The 14,182-nt window shown below is 64.6% G+C and carries 15 protein-coding genes; 6 read left to right on the forward strand and 9 right to left on the reverse strand.

Features of this window, described 5'->3' with window-relative positions; genetic code table 11:
* Positions 1-331 precede the first annotated feature (331 nt).
* The 5 genes from BDOA9_RS06205 to BDOA9_RS06225 form a co-directional block, all read right to left on the reverse strand.
* Positions 332-736, reverse strand: coding sequence for a GFA family protein (locus tag BDOA9_RS06205; protein ID WP_025033080.1), 405 nt, complete (start codon positions 734-736; stop codon positions 332-334).
* 205 nt (positions 737-941) lie between these two features.
* Positions 942-2,390: an ammonium transporter gene (locus BDOA9_RS06210; RefSeq protein WP_025033081.1), complete on the reverse strand. Its 1,449-nt coding sequence runs from the start codon at positions 2,388-2,390 to the stop codon at positions 942-944.
* Between the two features lie 37 nt (positions 2,391-2,427).
* Positions 2,428-2,766 carry a P-II family nitrogen regulator gene (locus tag BDOA9_RS06215; protein ID WP_008142813.1) on the reverse strand — a complete coding sequence of 113 codons (339 nt, stop codon included), beginning with the start codon at positions 2,764-2,766 and terminating at the stop codon, positions 2,428-2,430.
* 310 nt (positions 2,767-3,076) lie between these two features.
* Complete coding sequence (locus BDOA9_RS06220; protein ID WP_025033082.1) at positions 3,077-4,378, reverse strand: ammonium transporter; 1,302 nt, start codon at positions 4,376-4,378, stop codon at positions 3,077-3,079.
* A 91-nt stretch (positions 4,379-4,469) separates the two neighbouring features.
* The gene (locus BDOA9_RS06225) at positions 4,470-4,808 is read right to left on the reverse strand and encodes a P-II family nitrogen regulator (RefSeq protein ID WP_008142802.1); all 339 of its coding nucleotides are present in this window, start codon (positions 4,806-4,808) and stop codon (positions 4,470-4,472) included.
* Between the two features lie 259 nt (positions 4,809-5,067).
* Here BDOA9_RS06225 and BDOA9_RS06230 point away from each other — a divergent pair, with 259 nt between their 5' ends.
* Positions 5,068-5,973, forward strand: coding sequence for a DUF4339 domain-containing protein (locus tag BDOA9_RS06230; RefSeq protein WP_025033083.1), 906 nt, complete (start codon positions 5,068-5,070; stop codon positions 5,971-5,973).
* 66 nt (positions 5,974-6,039) lie between these two features.
* Here BDOA9_RS06230 and tesB read toward each other — a convergent pair whose 3' ends face one another.
* Entirely contained in the window at positions 6,040-6,903 is an 864-nt protein-coding gene (tesB, locus tag BDOA9_RS06235) for an acyl-CoA thioesterase II (protein ID WP_025033084.1), read from the reverse strand.
* A 111-nt stretch (positions 6,904-7,014) separates the two neighbouring features.
* On the opposite strand from tesB, the gene BDOA9_RS06240 reads away from it, so the two are divergent.
* Complete coding sequence (locus BDOA9_RS06240) at positions 7,015-8,235, forward strand: ubiquinone biosynthesis hydroxylase (RefSeq protein ID WP_025033085.1); 1,221 nt, start codon at positions 7,015-7,017, stop codon at positions 8,233-8,235.
* Positions 8,236-8,296: 61 nt separating this feature from the next.
* Here BDOA9_RS06240 and BDOA9_RS06245 read toward each other — a convergent pair whose 3' ends face one another.
* Positions 8,297-8,494 (reverse strand): Trm112 family protein, encoded by a 198-nt coding sequence (locus tag BDOA9_RS06245; protein ID WP_025033086.1) that lies wholly within the window; start codon positions 8,492-8,494, stop codon positions 8,297-8,299.
* Positions 8,495-8,630: 136 nt separating this feature from the next.
* The gene (locus BDOA9_RS06250) at positions 8,631-9,182 is read right to left on the reverse strand and encodes a TetR/AcrR family transcriptional regulator (protein WP_025033087.1); all 552 of its coding nucleotides are present in this window, start codon (positions 9,180-9,182) and stop codon (positions 8,631-8,633) included.
* 90 nt (positions 9,183-9,272) lie between these two features.
* Here BDOA9_RS06250 and BDOA9_RS06255 point away from each other — a divergent pair, with 90 nt between their 5' ends.
* From BDOA9_RS06255 to BDOA9_RS06270, 4 genes are all read left to right on the forward strand, one after another.
* Positions 9,273-9,623 (forward strand): hypothetical protein, encoded by a 351-nt coding sequence (locus tag BDOA9_RS06255; RefSeq protein ID WP_025033088.1) that lies wholly within the window; start codon positions 9,273-9,275, stop codon positions 9,621-9,623.
* A 205-nt stretch (positions 9,624-9,828) separates the two neighbouring features.
* The gene (locus tag BDOA9_RS06260) at positions 9,829-10,107 is read left to right on the forward strand and encodes a PepSY domain-containing protein (RefSeq protein ID WP_025033089.1); all 279 of its coding nucleotides are present in this window, start codon (positions 9,829-9,831) and stop codon (positions 10,105-10,107) included.
* 51 nt (positions 10,108-10,158) lie between these two features.
* Positions 10,159-10,758: a cytochrome b/b6 domain-containing protein gene (locus tag BDOA9_RS06265; protein ID WP_042335550.1), complete on the forward strand. Its 600-nt coding sequence runs from the start codon at positions 10,159-10,161 to the stop codon at positions 10,756-10,758.
* Between the two features lie 203 nt (positions 10,759-10,961).
* Positions 10,962-13,463: an EAL domain-containing protein gene (locus BDOA9_RS06270; RefSeq protein WP_025033091.1), complete on the forward strand. Its 2,502-nt coding sequence runs from the start codon at positions 10,962-10,964 to the stop codon at positions 13,461-13,463.
* A gap of 14 nt (positions 13,464-13,477) precedes the next feature.
* Here BDOA9_RS06270 and BDOA9_RS06275 read toward each other — a convergent pair whose 3' ends face one another.
* Complete coding sequence (locus tag BDOA9_RS06275) at positions 13,478-14,155, reverse strand: LON peptidase substrate-binding domain-containing protein (protein ID WP_025033092.1); 678 nt, start codon at positions 14,153-14,155, stop codon at positions 13,478-13,480.
* Positions 14,156-14,182 lie beyond the last annotated feature (27 nt).

Consider the following 14,182-nt stretch of genomic DNA (forward strand, 5'->3'; position numbering starts at 1 on the left):
CGACCCCCACCTTTGGGTGGGTGCCACCGCCTAGGCGGTGGCGTCAGGCTAGGGAGTTGACCCGAATATAGTTCCTAAGATTCGCGTTGTGAATCGTGGGGATATCTTTTTTTAAGCTCCTGTATTCTTAAGTTTTTTTAAAGTTCTAGGCCGGGTAAGCCTGCGCCAATTGGCGCAGGGTTACGAAATGGTCGTTCCCGCCGACCATTTCCGTGTTCTGAAACTGTTCGTCACCGGTACAGTTTTCCAAGGGCAACCGAAGCTCCCTCTACCTACGCCGCATCCTGTAGCGAACCTTCCTCGCAGCTGTGCATCATGCCGTGTCGGGCGCCTAGCGCCCCGGCAGCTTCGCGAACGTCTTCATGCCGGCGGGGATGGTGTGGAATTCCTGCATGTCGCAGGTATAGATCGCCATCTGCGGCTGGAACTGCGCCGGTTCATCGAGCGTGCCGACCTTCAGGATCGCGGCGGGCAGCCCCGGAACCTTGGTCACGATGTGCGTGCCGCATTCGGCGCAGAACTCGCGCGTGACGGGGCGTTCGAGGTCCTTGCGCGTGAACTGCCTGGGTTGACCGGTGATGTAGCTGAAGCCGCCCGCCGGCATCGCGATGAAGGTGTTGGGCGCGCCGCCCGAGATGTACTGGCATTCGCGGCAATGACACTGCGCCTGCATCATCGCATCGCCCTCGGCCACGTAGCGCACCTCGCCGCAATAGCATCCGCCTTCCAAACGCATGACGACCTCCCGATTGTTATCCTTATGGTCGATATTTCTGCGCCGGCCGCGCGGAATGGCAACGCTTTTCTTGCGAGCCCGGACCCAAAAGAAAGGGGCTCCAGCTTGCGCTGGAGCCCCTCAACGGTCAGGGCATTGCCGGGTATGTGCCCGAACCGTAGTTGTGGACGCGGTCTCCTAGGAGACCGCGTCCGGGAGGAGAGGGTTACATGTTGTAGGCGCGCTCGGTGTGCTCGGTGATGTCGAGGCCTTCACGCTCGGTCTCGACATTGGCGCGGAGGCCAACGATCACATCGACGACCTTGAAGATGATCGCCGAACCGACGCCCGACCACACCAGCGTGGTGCAGACGGCCTTGATCTGGGCGAGCATCTGCGTGGCGAAGTCGTAATCGGCGACCTTCGGCGGGATCGCCGTGTAGTCGATGATGCCGGCGCCGCCCAGCGCGGGGTTGACGAGAATGCCGGTGCCGATGGCGCCGACGATGCCGCCGATGCAGTGCACGCCGAACACGTCGAGCGAGTCGTCGTAGCCGAGCGCGTTCTTCACGACGGTGCAGAAGAACAAGCAGACCACGCCGACCACGAGGCCGAGGACGATCGCGCCCATGACCCCGGCGAAGCCGGCCGCGGGCGTGACCGCCACGAGGCCCGCGATCGCGCCGGAGATGACGCCGAGCACGGAGGGATGGCCCTTGATGATCCACTCCGCGAACATCCACGACAGAGCAGCGGCCGCGGTGGCGACGAAGGAGTTGGTCATCGCGAGTGCGGCGCCGCCGCTGGCCTCGAGGTTGGAGCCGGCGTTGAAGCCGAACCAGCCGACCCAGAGCAGCGAAGCGCCGATCATCGACATCGTCAGCGAGTGCGGAGCCATCAGCTCCTTGCCGTAGCCGACGCGCTTGCCGATCAGGAGGGCGCCGACGAGGCCTGCGATGCCGGCGTTGATGTGCACCACGGTGCCGCCCGCGAAGTCGATGGCGCCCATCTTGAAGATCCAGCCGGCGTCGGCGTTGAGCTCGTCGAGCTTGGCCTGCGCCGCGGTCTTCGCCGCCGCGTCACCCGCCGCCGCGAGCGCCTTGGCCGCATCCTGGATCAAGTCCGGACCCTGCCAGTACCAGACCATGTGCGCGATCGGGAAGTAGATCAGCGTGACCCAGAGCGGAATGAAGAGCGCGATGGCCGAGAACTTCATGCGCTCGGCGAAGGCGCCGACGATGAGGGCGGGCGTGATCGCCGCGAAGGTCATCTGGAAGCACACGTAGATGAGCTCCGTGATGTTGGCGTCGACCGAGAAGGTCGCGGCCTTCGTCTCGGTGGTGACGCCCATCATGAAGGCCTTGGAGAAGCCGCCGATGAAGTCGGAGCCGCCGGTGAAGGCGAGGCTGTAGCCGTACACGGCCCAGATCACGGTGACGACGCAGACGCTGTAGAACACCTGCATCAGGACCGAGAGCATGTTCTTGGAACGGACGAGACCGCCGTAGAACAGCGCGAGGCCGGGGATCGTCATCAACAGCACCAGCACTGTCGATGTCAGCATCCAGGCGTTGTCTCCCTTGTTGACCGTTGGCTCGGCGTAGGCTGCGGTCGCAGCGAACAGGCCGACTGCGAGAGCCGCCAATCCCGCGCCATGGGGACGCTTGAACGTCATATTGTTTACTCCTGCTTGGATAAGGTTGAGCGCGAAATCAGAGGGCCGCGGCATCGGCCTCGCCGGTGCGGATGCGCACCGCGTGGTCGAGGTTGATGACGAAGATCTTGCCGTCGCCGATCTGTCCGGTTTTCGCGGCGGACGTGATGGCGTCGATGGTCTTGTCGACCTGGTCGGAGGCGACAGCGACCTCGATCTTGATCTTGGGCAGAAAGCTCACGGCATATTCGGCGCCGCGATAGATTTCCGTATGGCCCTTCTGGCGGCCATACCCCTTGACTTCCGTCACCGTGAGACCGTGAACGCCGATGGCGGTCAGGGCGTCACGGACTTCTTCAAGCTTGAATGGCTTGATGATCGCCATAACAATTTTCATGGGTCCTATCCCCGCTTGGGCCCGGTCCGGACGTGGCCGGGCGTTCTCGACTGGTTCGCCACGAGGGAGAAGTTTCACTACGCGGGCACAGCCGGGACCCCTAGAATCAAATGCCGTGCCAGATCAGGCGGATTGCCTAACGGATTATGAAGACGGGCGTTTTCGCCTTCGGCAGGGGTCGCACTGCAGTGCGCCATTACGTCGCGCTTAAAACGTGATCACGTCTGCTCAAAACGAGGGCAAGACAGGCTCCCGACACAATGTTGCCCACGCGTCGGGCAGCAAGACGGTATTTACGTAGCACCGGCGCCTATTGCAGGGCTTCACCGTGCTGCGAAATATCCAGTCCCTCCAGCTCGTGCTCACGGGATACGCGCAAGGGCACGAACAGGCCGACCAGCTTGAGCAGGATGAAGCTGACGCCCCCCGACCAGACCAAGGTCACCGCAACCCCGTAGAACTGGATCAGGAGCTGCTGCGGATGGCCCTCCAGCAGGCCGGCGGTGCCGCCGATGGCGCTGGTGGCGAACACGCCGCCGAGCAGGGTGCCGGTCAGGCCGCCGATGCCGTGGACGCCGAAGACATCGAGCGAATCGTCGTAGTCGAAGCGGTGCTTCAGCCAGGTACAGGCCCAGTAGCAGACCGCACCGGCGATGATGCCGATGACGATGCCGTGCCATGGCGCGACGAAGCCCGAGGCCGGCGTGATGGTGCCGAGACCTGCGACCGCGCCGGAGATCATGCCGAGCACCGAGGGCTTGCGCCGCGTCGACCATTCGATCGCGCCCCAGGTCAGCGCGCCGGCGCAGGCGGCAAGATGGGTCGCGATGATCGCCATCACCGCGCGGGAATTGGCCGCACCGGCCGAGCCGCCGTTGAAGCCGAACCAGCCGACCCACAACAGGCCGGTGCCCATCACCGCGAGCGAGAGATCGAATGGCGAGAGATTCTCGGTGCCGTAGCCGTGACGGCGTCCCATCACCTTGGCCGCAACGAGGCCGCCGGTGCCGGCCGACAGATGCACGACGAGACCGCCGGCGAAGTCGAGCACGCCCATGCTGTTGAGGAAGCCGCCGCCCCATACCCAATGCGCCAGCGGAATGTAGACGAAGATGAACCAGGCGACGGAAAACAGCAGATAAGCCGAGAACCGCATGCGGTCGGCGACCGAGCCCGCGACCAGCGCCACCGTGATGATGGCAAACGTCATCTGGTACAGCATGAACAGCGATTCCGGGATCGTTTTCGCCGCGGGGTTGACGCTGTCCATGGTCATGCCGGCGAGAAACCAGCGATCGAGCGTACCGATCCAGGGGCCGTCGCCGACGAAGCAGAGCGAATAGCCGAACGCGACCCAGAGAATGGAGATCAGCGTCACGGCCGCAAGGCTCTGCGCCATGGTGGCGAGCACGTTCTTCTTGCGCACCATTCCGGAATAGAACAGCGCAAGCCCCGGGATCGTCATCATCAGCACCAGCGCGGTGGCGACGATCATCCAGGCGGTGTCGGCGGTGTTGATCTCGCTGGCCGCCGCGTGCGCCGGCGAAGCCAGGACGGGCACACATCCGATTGGCGCAGCCATAGCAGCTGCGCGGCGCAAAAATCCCGCCATGTCATTCCCCCCGGCATCAATTGCGTCGCACGCTGTGGCGTCGTTGCCCGGTGCGATCGAAGAAGGATCGAGAAAACGCGTCGAACGGAATTCAGAGCGCGTCGCTGTCGGTCTCGCCGGTGCGGATGCGCAGCGCGTGGTCGATCGGCGTGACGAAGATCTTGCCGTCGCCGATCTGCCCGGTGCGGGCCGTCGCGGTGATCACGGCGACCGCCTTGTCGGCGACGTCGGAGGCGACCGCGATCTCGATGCGCAGCTTCGGCAGGAAGTTCACGACATATTCGGCACCACGATAGATCTCGGTGTGCCCCTTCTGCCTTCCATAGCCCTTCACCTCGGTCACGGTCATGCCATGCACGCCGATCGCCGTCAGGGCCTGGCGGACCTCATCGAGCTTGAAGGGTTTGATGATCGCGACGACGAGTTTCATGGTCAGGCCTATTCCCCGGGATGCGCCGCGCCGCATGTGCCCGGCGCTGCGTCAATCTGGCATCTTTCCGGGCAAATGGCACAAAAAAGTTGCAGATTGAAGCGGAAAAACGTTTGGCCAAGGCCGGCCTGTGAACGGCCGCCTCTGTACAGGGCAGCTGTTCATCCTTCACAATGCATTTTTGGCATGGATGCGGTGAACCCAGGCGTGAACCAAAGCGTCCCGGCCCGTACATACGTAAGTTCGAGGGGGACGTTCCATGGCGAGTTGGTTCTACGCATCCGAGGGCAAGCAGCAGGGGCCCTTTCCGGAAGGGCACTTCCGCGACCTCGTCGCCCAAGGCGTCGTGCGCCCGGATACGCTGGTGTGGACCGAGGGCATGGCCGGCTGGCAGAAGGCCGCCGAAATCCCCGGCCTGATCGGCGGCGGCGCGCCGCCGACGATTCCGGGCGGCGGGCCCCCGATGATGGGCGGAAGTGGCTATGGCGGCGCCGGCGGCTATGCTGCGACCGCCAGCGGCGGATCGCTCTCGGTCGATTTCGGCATCCTCGAATTCACCTGGCGCAGCATCGTGCTGCTGATCGGAATGATCTTCGTCATCCCGGCGCCGTGGGCCTTCGTCTGGTACACCAGATGGATCGTGTCCTGCGTCAAGGTGCCGGGGCGGCCGAACCTCAGCTTCACCGGCAATACAATGACCATCGTGCCGTGGTATTTCGGCTTCATCGTTCTCGCCGTCTTGCTCAGCTTCGTCGGCAGCGAGATATTGAGCAATCTGCTGTTCATCGTGCAGATCGTGCTCTACTGGCTCTTGATCAAATGGATGGTCGCGAACCTCGCCTCCAACGGGCAGCCGCTGGGCCTGAGCTTCACCGGTTCGGTCTGGGCCTATGTCGGCTGGAATCTGCTGTTCGCGATTTCCATCATCACCATCATCGGCTGGGCCTGGGTGGCCGCGGCGCAGATGCGCTGGTTCTGCCGCAACGTCGAGGGCACGCGGCGCGAGATCGTCTTCAAGGGCAGCGGCCTCGATATCCTCTGGCGCGGCATCGTGGCGACCATCCTGATCTGCTTCATCATCCCGATCCCGTGGGTGTATCGCTGGATCATGAACTGGTTCGCCTCGCAGACCGAGCTCGCGCCGCGCGGCTCGCTCCGGGCATGATCTGAAAGGCTTCAAGCGCGACGAGCCGCGCTTGAAGCGCTCAGGCCTTCCGCTCAGGTCTTCCGCTTAGGTCTTGCGCTCGCGCACCGAGCCTTCCTGCGCGACGGAGGCGACCAGCGTGCCGTCCGGCTTGAAGATCGAGCCGCGGGTCAGGCCCCGGCCCGATTGCGCGCTCGGCGAATCCTGCGCGTAGAGCAGCCATTCGTCGGCGCGGAACGGGCGGTGAAACCACATCGCGTGGTCGAGGCTCGCCGGCATCATCCGCTTGTCGAACAGCGTGCGGCCGTAGCGCGCCATGATCGCGTCGAGCAGCGAGAAGTCCGAGGCATAGGCGAGCGCGCACATGTGCAGCGCCGGATCGTCGGGCAGCTTGGCGGCGGTCTTGATCCAGACGTGGATGCGGCCGTCGTCGATCTTCTGGCCGAAGTAACGGCCGAGCTCGACCGGGCGCAGCTCGATCGGCCGGTCGGATTCGTAATAGCGGCGGATGAAGTCCGGCATCTCCTTGAACATCGGCTGCTTCGCCACCTCCTCCGCCGTGAGCTTTTCCGGCGGCGGCACGTCGGGCATCTTGTCCTGATGGTCGAACGCGGTCTCCTCCTCGGCGTGGAACGACACCATGATCGAGAAGATCGCGTTGCCGTGCTGGATCGCGGTGACGCGGCGGGTCGAATAGCTCTTGCCGTCGCGCAGACGCTCGACCTGGTAGATGATCGGGATCTGCGGATCGCCCGGCAGGACGAAATAACAATGCAGCGAATGCGGCAGCCGGCCCTCGACGGTGCGGCAGGCCGCGACCATCGCCTGCCCGATCACCTGGCCGCCGAACACCCGCTGCCAGCTCGTCTTCGGGCTGTTGCCGCGGAACAGGTTCACCTCGAGTTGCTCGAGGTCGAGGATCGCGATGAGGTCGATCAGGCCTTTGGACATGAGTTTCTCTCGGAATGACGGAACGAGGGGCCCGCCACCCTCGTTTCACCGCACTGTTTCGCCCAGCTCAAGTCTGCTAGCAAGACCGAGAATTGTCCGGGAAGCTTTGGTATGTCGGTACAGGGTAGCATTGTCATCGGTGGCGGCGCGTTCGCTGGCCTCGCGCTGGCCTTGGCGCTGCGCCAGGGGCTCGGGCCCGAGATCCCCGTCGTCGTCGCCGATCCCGCGCTCGGCACGCGGCCGAGCCGCGACCCCCGCGCCACCGCGATCGTCGCCGCCTGCCGCCGCCTGTTCGAGACGATCGGCGCCTGGGACGACGTCAGGGGCGAGTCGCAGCCGATCCTCGACATGGTCGTCACCGATTCCAGGCTGGAGGACGCCACCCGCCCGGTGTTCCTCAACTTCGCCGGCGACGTCGCCCCCGGCGAGCCCTTCGCGCATATGGTCGAGAACCGCCGCCTGATCGACGCGCTGGTGGTGCGTGCGGAGGCCGAGGGCATCGATCTCCGCGCGACTCCGGTCGCGTCCTACGATGCGCGCTCCGAAGGCATCGATGTGACGCTCGGCGACGGCAGCGTGATCGCCGCGAGCCTTCTGGTCGCCGCCGATGGCGCGCGGTCGAAGCTGCGCGAGCGCGCCGGCATCGTCACCCATGGCTGGGAGTACGACCAGTCCGGCATCGTCGTCACCGTCGGCCACGAGCGCGATCATGATGGGCGCGCCGAAGAGCACTTCCTGCCGGCCGGCCCCTTCGCGATCCTGCCGCTGACCGGAAAACGCTCCTCGCTGGTGTGGACCGAGCGCCGCACGGAGGCCGCGCGCATCGTCGCCCTCGGCGACGAGGAATTCCACGCCGAGCTCGAGCGGCGCTTCGGCCTGCATCTCGGCGAGGTCAAGGCGCTCGACAAGCCGCGGGCGTTTCCGCTGTCCTATTTCGTCGCGCGGTCCTTCATCGCCGAGCGCCTCGCGCTGGTCGGCGATGCCGCCCATGTCATTCACCCCATCGCAGGCCAGGGCCTCAACATGGGCCTGAAGGACGTCGCTGCGCTGGCCGAAGTGGTGGTCGATGCCGCGCGGCTCGGCATGGATATCGGCGGGGCGGACGTGCTCGAGCGCTACCAGCGCTGGCGCCGCTTCGACACGATGGCGATGGGCGTCGCCACCAACTCGCTGAACTTCCTGTTCTCCAACCAGTCGACGCTGTTGCGCACGGTGCGCGACATCGGCCTCGGCCTCGTCGACCGCGCCCCGCCGCTGAAGAACCTCTTCATCCGCCAGGCCGCAGGCCTCACCGGCGAGGTGCCGCGGCTGTTGAAGGGCGAGGCGTTGTGAGGGACGAATGGTGAATAGCGAGCGGATCCATTCGCTACTCGCCATTCCCCATTCGCTATCCTCAATCGATCTTGCGCGCCTCTTCCGGCAGCATGATCGGGATGCCGTCGCGGATGGGATAAGCGAGCTTGGCGCTGCGCGAGATCAGCTCCTGCCGCGCGGAATCGAATTCCAGCGGGCCTTTGGTCAGCGGGCAGACCAGGATCTCCAGCAATTTCGGATCGACGCTGGGTTCGGGACGTTCGGTGGGCACGTTCATGGGAGTCTCCGGCAATCGCCTGCCTTTACCATAGAAATTCGCACCCGCCATCACGGCTGGAGCATGATCCGGAAAAGTGCGAAGCGGTTTTCCGAAAAGATCAGGCTCAAACAAAAACCTGAAGCGCGATGACGTTTCATCCTGATCGCATCGCGCTTGAGGCCGAGACCATCGCCAGCAGCTCGTCGAGCATGGCCTGCAGCCGCGCGGCCGGGATTGACGGGCCTGACAGGGCAAATCCGAGAAATGTCCAGTACAGGATCTGTGCGCGGACCTGCGCCGTTGCCGGGGCCTGCCCACGCTTTTGCAGCAGCTCCTCGATATAGTCGAGCCTGCGGCGGTCGATTGCGCGCACCGCCGCTTGCGCGCTCGCATCGAACGCCGCCCAATTGCGCACGGCGCGCTCGAGGTCGAGCCGCGCGCCGAAGGATCTCCGCAGCAGCATCCTGAGCGGCTCGTCGCTGGCCGCTTCGACGTCGGCGATGATCTGCTCGGCCGCGATCTCGCGCCAGCGCGCCAGCACCGCGGCGTGAAACGCGGCCAGATCCGCGAAATGCCAGTAGAAGCTGCCGCGCGACACGCCCATGGCCTTGGCGAGCGGATCGGCCTTCAGCGCCGTGAAGCCGCCCTTCGCCAGTGCCTTGAGGCCCTGGCTGGTCCAGTCGTCGGCGGAGAGCTGCTGATTCATGTCGTTTCCAGGAAGCGTACCATACACTAGTGTATTGACATGCGCTTTGCCAGACGCTATCGAACCATACATAAGTGTATGGAGGTGTTGATGCGTGATCTGCTGCTCCAGTGTGCGGGTATCCTGACGATCGCCGTCGCCCTCACTCACGGCTACCTCGGCGAGGCCAAGGTATTCGCCCGCGCGCGCATCGAGCCGGAACGGCTCCGCTCCTTGATCCGGCTGGTGTGGCAGGCCTCAACCGTAGCCTGGATCGGCGGTGGCGTGCTGCTGATCGCGGTGCCGTGGATGCAGTCGGAGCCGGCTCGCCACTGGATCGTCGCCACCATGGCCTGCGTGTTCGGCTGCTCCGCGCTTGCCAACGCATGGGTGACGCGCGGCCGGCACTTCGGCTGGATGGCGCTCAGTGCGGTCGTCGTGATGTCGGTTGCCGGGTACTAGCTGCGTTTCCGCCTGTGAGGCGCAAATCTGCATTCTCGGCAGAGAGCGCTAGCGTTCTCGCTCGTATTAGAACGAGTCTAAACTCAACAATAGAACTTATCTAAAGCGGACCAAGCTCGTCACCGATTGACTTCATCCCGCTGTTTGCTTCCTTCGGTGGGCTCCGCGGCCCCGCGCAGCGCATACGCCAGATGAGGAGAAGTTCGTGAAGGTCATTCGTGTTGTTGCCATTGCACTGACGATCGGGATCGGCGCAGGATCGACGGCTATGGCCGACGGCTTCAAGAATTGCACCAAGCTCGACAAGGCGTCGTGGAAGCCGGCCAGCGAAGCCGAAGCCAAGGCCAAGGCGCTGGGCTACGAGGTGCGGCGCTCCAAGGTCGAAGGCTCCTGCTACGAAGTCTACGGCGTCAAGGAAGGCAAGCTCTACGAGTTGTTCTACAGCCCCGAAGACCTCAGCCTGAAGCACACGATCGCCAAGTAGATCGCAAGTAGGTCGGCTGCGACGCGATCTGCGCAAGGCAGGGCTTGAAGCATGGTCTTGTTGATCGAACAAGCGCCAGACGCGCGCGGGGCGCCCGACCGGACGCCCGCCGAGCGAACTGTCCCGCGAACGATCGCGGTCTGGGACCTCCCGCTGCGCCTCTGGCACTGGGCTCTCGCGGCCGGCGTTCTGGCTGCGTGGTTCACGCCGAGCGTCTATGACGGCCTTCACCGCGTGCTCGGCTATACCGTGCTGGGGCTTCTCGCGTTTCGCCTGGTCTGGGGCTTCCGGGGAAGCCGCTATTCGCGCTTCCGCATGGTCGGCGTCCGGCTGCGCGCCTCGCCCCGCTATCTCTGGAACCTGCGCCGCGGCATCAGCGGCCGCTATATCGGGCTCAATCCCGCCGGCACGCTGATGCTGGTCGCACTGCTGGTCTCGCTCGCCGTTTCGACCATCACCGGAGCGATGTCGGTCACGGTCACGTTCTTCGGCGTGTGGTGGGTCGAAGACGCCCACCATTATTCATCGGATGCCGTCATCGTCCTGGTCGTGCTCCACGTCGCTGGGGTGGTGCTGATGGGAATCCTGCAGCGCGAGAACCTGATCCGCGCCATGATCACCGGACGCAAGCGCATCCGCGGTCACCTCTAAGTTCGTCGCCGGTCGGGACGCGCCTTGCGTGTTCCTCAAGGTCGGACGCGATCACGCGGCTTGGCGCGAAAATGCGCGACAGGTCGGAATGTGCGGCCGACGTTTACCCGCTGGTAAGCATGCAATCAGGCGTTGCACAAAATTAACGCGAAGCACGTTTAGCCCATCCACCATCGACGGTATTGACGATGGAGCGATATTGGATGTTCCGCGTTTTCTCATGCCTTGCGGTCGAGCACGATTGGCGGCTCGTGGTGCTCGCTGGCCTGGTCTGCCTCGTTGCCAGCATTGTTGCCGTCAGCATCTTTCATCGTGCGATCGCGACGCGCGCGAGAACGCGGTGGATCTGGATCGCCATTGCCGGCGCGGCGATCGGATACGGAATCTGGGCGACACATTTCGTCGCGATGCTCGCCTACGAGCCTGGCGTTACGACGGGCTATGGCATCGTGCTGACGGCGTCTTCTCTTGCCGCGGCAATGCTCCTGACCTCGGTCGGCTTCGGCGTCGCGGTCGCCACCTCCGGACGGTGGCGCGCGGCGGCAGGGGGCATCATCATCGGCGGCGGCATTGCCAGCATGCACTATCTGGGGATGTGGGCGCTTGAAGTGCCGGGGCGAGTCTCCTGGTCCATGGACCTCGTGATCGTCTCGATCATCTTTGGCATGTGTCTCGGCTATGCCGCGCTGGCAGTCGCGCTCACCCATCAGGGCTATCGGGGCACGCTCGCAGCGGCAGTTCTGCTGACGCTGGCCATCGTGTCGCATCACTTCACGGCCATGGGTGCCGTGCAGATCACACCAGATCCCACGCTCGCCACCGATACCCTCTCGCTGTCCTCGACCTTCCTCGCGCTCGTTATCGCCGGTGTGGCATTGTCCGTGCTGGGAATGAGCCTGATCGGCGTGCTCGCCGATCGTCGTCTGGCAACCAGAACCGCCAAATTCGAAGAGATCATCAGCCAGCTTTCGGTCGCCCGGCAGCAGCTCGAAGGGTCGCAGAACGAGCTCAAGGAACAGAAGCTGAGGCTGGACACGGCCATCAACCACATGGTCGAGGGCCTTTGCATGTTCGACGCCGAGAAGCGGCTCGTCATCTGCAACGAGCGTTACGCCCGGTTGTACCGGCTGCCGCCGGAACTGCTGCGCGCCGGAACTCCGCACGCCGACATCATCAGACATCGCGTCACGAGCGGCGTACTCGAAGGCGAGGCCAGCGATTTCGCCGCCGAACGGCAGATCGCCAAGCTCGAGGCGCTGCCGATCCATGCCGTTTCGAGCCGCATCGACGCGTTCGCCGATGGGCGGCTGATCTGCGTGACGCGGCAGCCGATGGCCGGCGGCGGCTGGGTGGCCACGCACCTGGATGTCACCGAGCAACGCCGGTCCGAAGCCAAGATCACCTACATGGCGCAACACGATGCGTTGACGGAGCTGCCGAACCGCGTGCTGCTCAAAGCGCGGCTGGAGCCCGCTCTTGCCGATACACACGGCGGAAAGCTCCATCTGGCGGTTCTGCTGCTCGATCTCGACCGCTTCAAGGAGGTCAACGACACGCTCGGACATCCGGCGGGCGACCTGCTGCTGCGTTCGGTCGCCGCGCGCCTGCTGGGTTGCGTCAGGGAGACGACGTTCGTCGCCCGGCTGGGCGGCGACGAATTCGCCGTCGTCGATTACGTGACCGATCCGGTTGCGGACGCGGCCTCTCTCGCCGAGGCGATCCATGCCGCGCTCAGCGAGCCGTTCGATCTCGGCGATCATCAGATCATCGTGGGCACCAGCATCGGGATCGCCGTTGCGCCCCAGGACGGCGCCGATTCCGACACGATCCTCAGGAGCGCGGATCTTGCCCTCTACTCGGCGAAGAGCGCCGGACGCGGCGCATTCCGCTTCTTCGAGCCGGAGCTGGACCAGCTCCTGCGGTCGCGCCGCAACCTGGAGCGGGATCTGCGAAAGGCGCTTGCGAGAAGCGAATTCGAGCTCCACTACCAGCCATTCGTCGACTTGAAGAGCGGCGAGACCTGCGGTCTCGAGGCGTTGCTGCGCTGGCATCATCCCGAGCGGGGTCTCGTCTCGCCCGGCGAATTCATTCCGGTCGCAGAGGAAACCGGCTTGATCCTGCCGCTGGGGGAATGGGTCTTGAGAACCGCCTGTGCCGAAGCGGCCAAATGGCGTTCCGACCTGAAGATCGCGGTCAACTTGTCTCCGGCGCAATTCAGGAGCAGGGAGCTGGTGTCGACGATCGTGGGCGCATTGGCGGCTTCGGGGATTGCGTCAGACCGGCTCGAGCTCGAGGTCACCGAAACCGTCATCATGCACGACAGCGGGACCGTATTCGCGGCACTCAGCCAGCTGCGCGAGCTCGGGGTGCGGATTGCCCTCGACGATTTCGGCACTGGCTATTCGTCGCTCAGCTTCTTGCAGAGGTTTCCGTTCGACAAGGTCAAGATCGACCGCAGCTTCGTCAGCGAGCTGTCCAGTCCGATGGAGGAGTCCCGTCGGATCGCGCGGGCCGTGGTTCAATTCGCAACGAGCCTTGGCAAGACGTCCACCGCCGAAGGCGTCGAAACCGCCGAGCAGCTGGACATCCTGCGCCAGGAGGGCTGCGTCGAGGCGCAGGGCTTCCACCTCAGCCGGCCGATGCGGGCCTCGATGATCGCACGGCTGGTGGACCGAAAGGCCGAGGCCGGCGAGTATGCCGCATAGCTCGCGCGCGACGATCACTGCAGCGGCGGATCGCCGCTGGTGCGCTTCTTGGCGAGGTCCATCTCCGTGACGGCGATCAGGATCTCGGCGCGGGTCTTCAGGTCGGGCGCCTCCAGCATCGCCTGCTTCTCCGCAGGGCCATAGGGCGACATCATCGCCAACGCATTGACCAGCGCCTCGTTGGGCGCGCTCTCGACGCCTTCCCAGTCGACCTTGAGATTGTTGGCCTTCAGGAAGTCCGCCAGCACCGCCAGCAGCGCCTCGCGGTCGACCTCCTCCTCGCCCATGCGCGCGGTGAAGTCGTTGGCGTAGGCGAAGAAGTCCACCTTGCACTGCCGATAGGCGGTGAGCACCTCGAGCTCCTCGACCACCTTGAAGCGCGAAACGCCGGTGAGCTCGAGGATGTAGCGGCCGTCGCCGGATTCGGCGAGCTGTGTGATGCGGCCGACGCAGCCGACGCGGAACAGCGCCGGCTTGTCGGAATCCTTCCGTGAATGCGCGCCGTCGGGCTGGATCATGCCGATCAGGCGATGCCCGTCGCGGAAGGAATCGTCGACCATCGCAAGGTAGCGCGGCTCGAAGATGTTGAGCGGCATCTGGCCGCGGGGCAGCAGCAGCGCGCCCGGCAGCGGAAACACCGGGATGATCTCCGGGAGGTCGGCGGGCCCGCGATATTCGATGTTGATCGGCATCTGCCCGGTCCCCCCTGGCCTCGCCAG

Origin of the sequence: Bradyrhizobium sp. DOA9 (assembly GCF_000617845.2) — a bacterium.
Taxonomy (GTDB): domain Bacteria; phylum Pseudomonadota; class Alphaproteobacteria; order Rhizobiales; family Xanthobacteraceae; genus Bradyrhizobium.

What these genes read in the sequence shown, in the direction of transcription:
- BDOA9_RS06225 (WP_008142802.1), bottom strand. Translation starts at nt 4,808, where the DNA reads ATGAAACTCGTCGTCGCGATCATCAAACCCTTCAAGCTCGATGAGGTC.
- BDOA9_RS06275 (WP_025033092.1), bottom strand. Translation starts at nt 14,155, where the DNA reads ATGCCGATCAACATCGAATATCGCGGGCCCGCCGACCTCCCGGAGATC.
- BDOA9_RS06205 (WP_025033080.1), bottom strand. Translation starts at nt 736, where the DNA reads ATGCGTTTGGAAGGCGGATGCTATTGCGGCGAGGTGCGCTACGTGGCC.
- BDOA9_RS06240 (WP_025033085.1), top strand. Translation starts at nt 7,015, where the DNA reads ATGTCGGTACAGGGTAGCATTGTCATCGGTGGCGGCGCGTTCGCTGGC.
- BDOA9_RS06255 (WP_025033088.1), top strand. Translation starts at nt 9,273, where the DNA reads ATGCGTGATCTGCTGCTCCAGTGTGCGGGTATCCTGACGATCGCCGTC.
- BDOA9_RS06210 (WP_025033081.1), bottom strand. Translation starts at nt 2,390, where the DNA reads ATGACGTTCAAGCGTCCCCATGGCGCGGGATTGGCGGCTCTCGCAGTC.
- BDOA9_RS06270 (WP_025033091.1), top strand. Translation starts at nt 10,962, where the DNA reads ATGTTCCGCGTTTTCTCATGCCTTGCGGTCGAGCACGATTGGCGGCTC.
- BDOA9_RS06215 (WP_008142813.1), bottom strand. Translation starts at nt 2,766, where the DNA reads ATGAAAATTGTTATGGCGATCATCAAGCCATTCAAGCTTGAAGAAGTC.
- BDOA9_RS06230 (WP_025033083.1), top strand. Translation starts at nt 5,068, where the DNA reads ATGGCGAGTTGGTTCTACGCATCCGAGGGCAAGCAGCAGGGGCCCTTT.
- BDOA9_RS06245 (WP_025033086.1), bottom strand. Translation starts at nt 8,494, where the DNA reads ATGAACGTGCCCACCGAACGTCCCGAACCCAGCGTCGATCCGAAATTG.
- tesB (WP_025033084.1), bottom strand. Translation starts at nt 6,903, where the DNA reads ATGTCCAAAGGCCTGATCGACCTCATCGCGATCCTCGACCTCGAGCAA.
- BDOA9_RS06250 (WP_025033087.1), bottom strand. Translation starts at nt 9,182, where the DNA reads ATGAATCAGCAGCTCTCCGCCGACGACTGGACCAGCCAGGGCCTCAAG.
- BDOA9_RS06265 (WP_042335550.1), top strand. Translation starts at nt 10,159, where the DNA reads ATGGTCTTGTTGATCGAACAAGCGCCAGACGCGCGCGGGGCGCCCGAC.
- BDOA9_RS06220 (WP_025033082.1), bottom strand. Translation starts at nt 4,378, where the DNA reads ATGGCGGGATTTTTGCGCCGCGCAGCTGCTATGGCTGCGCCAATCGGA.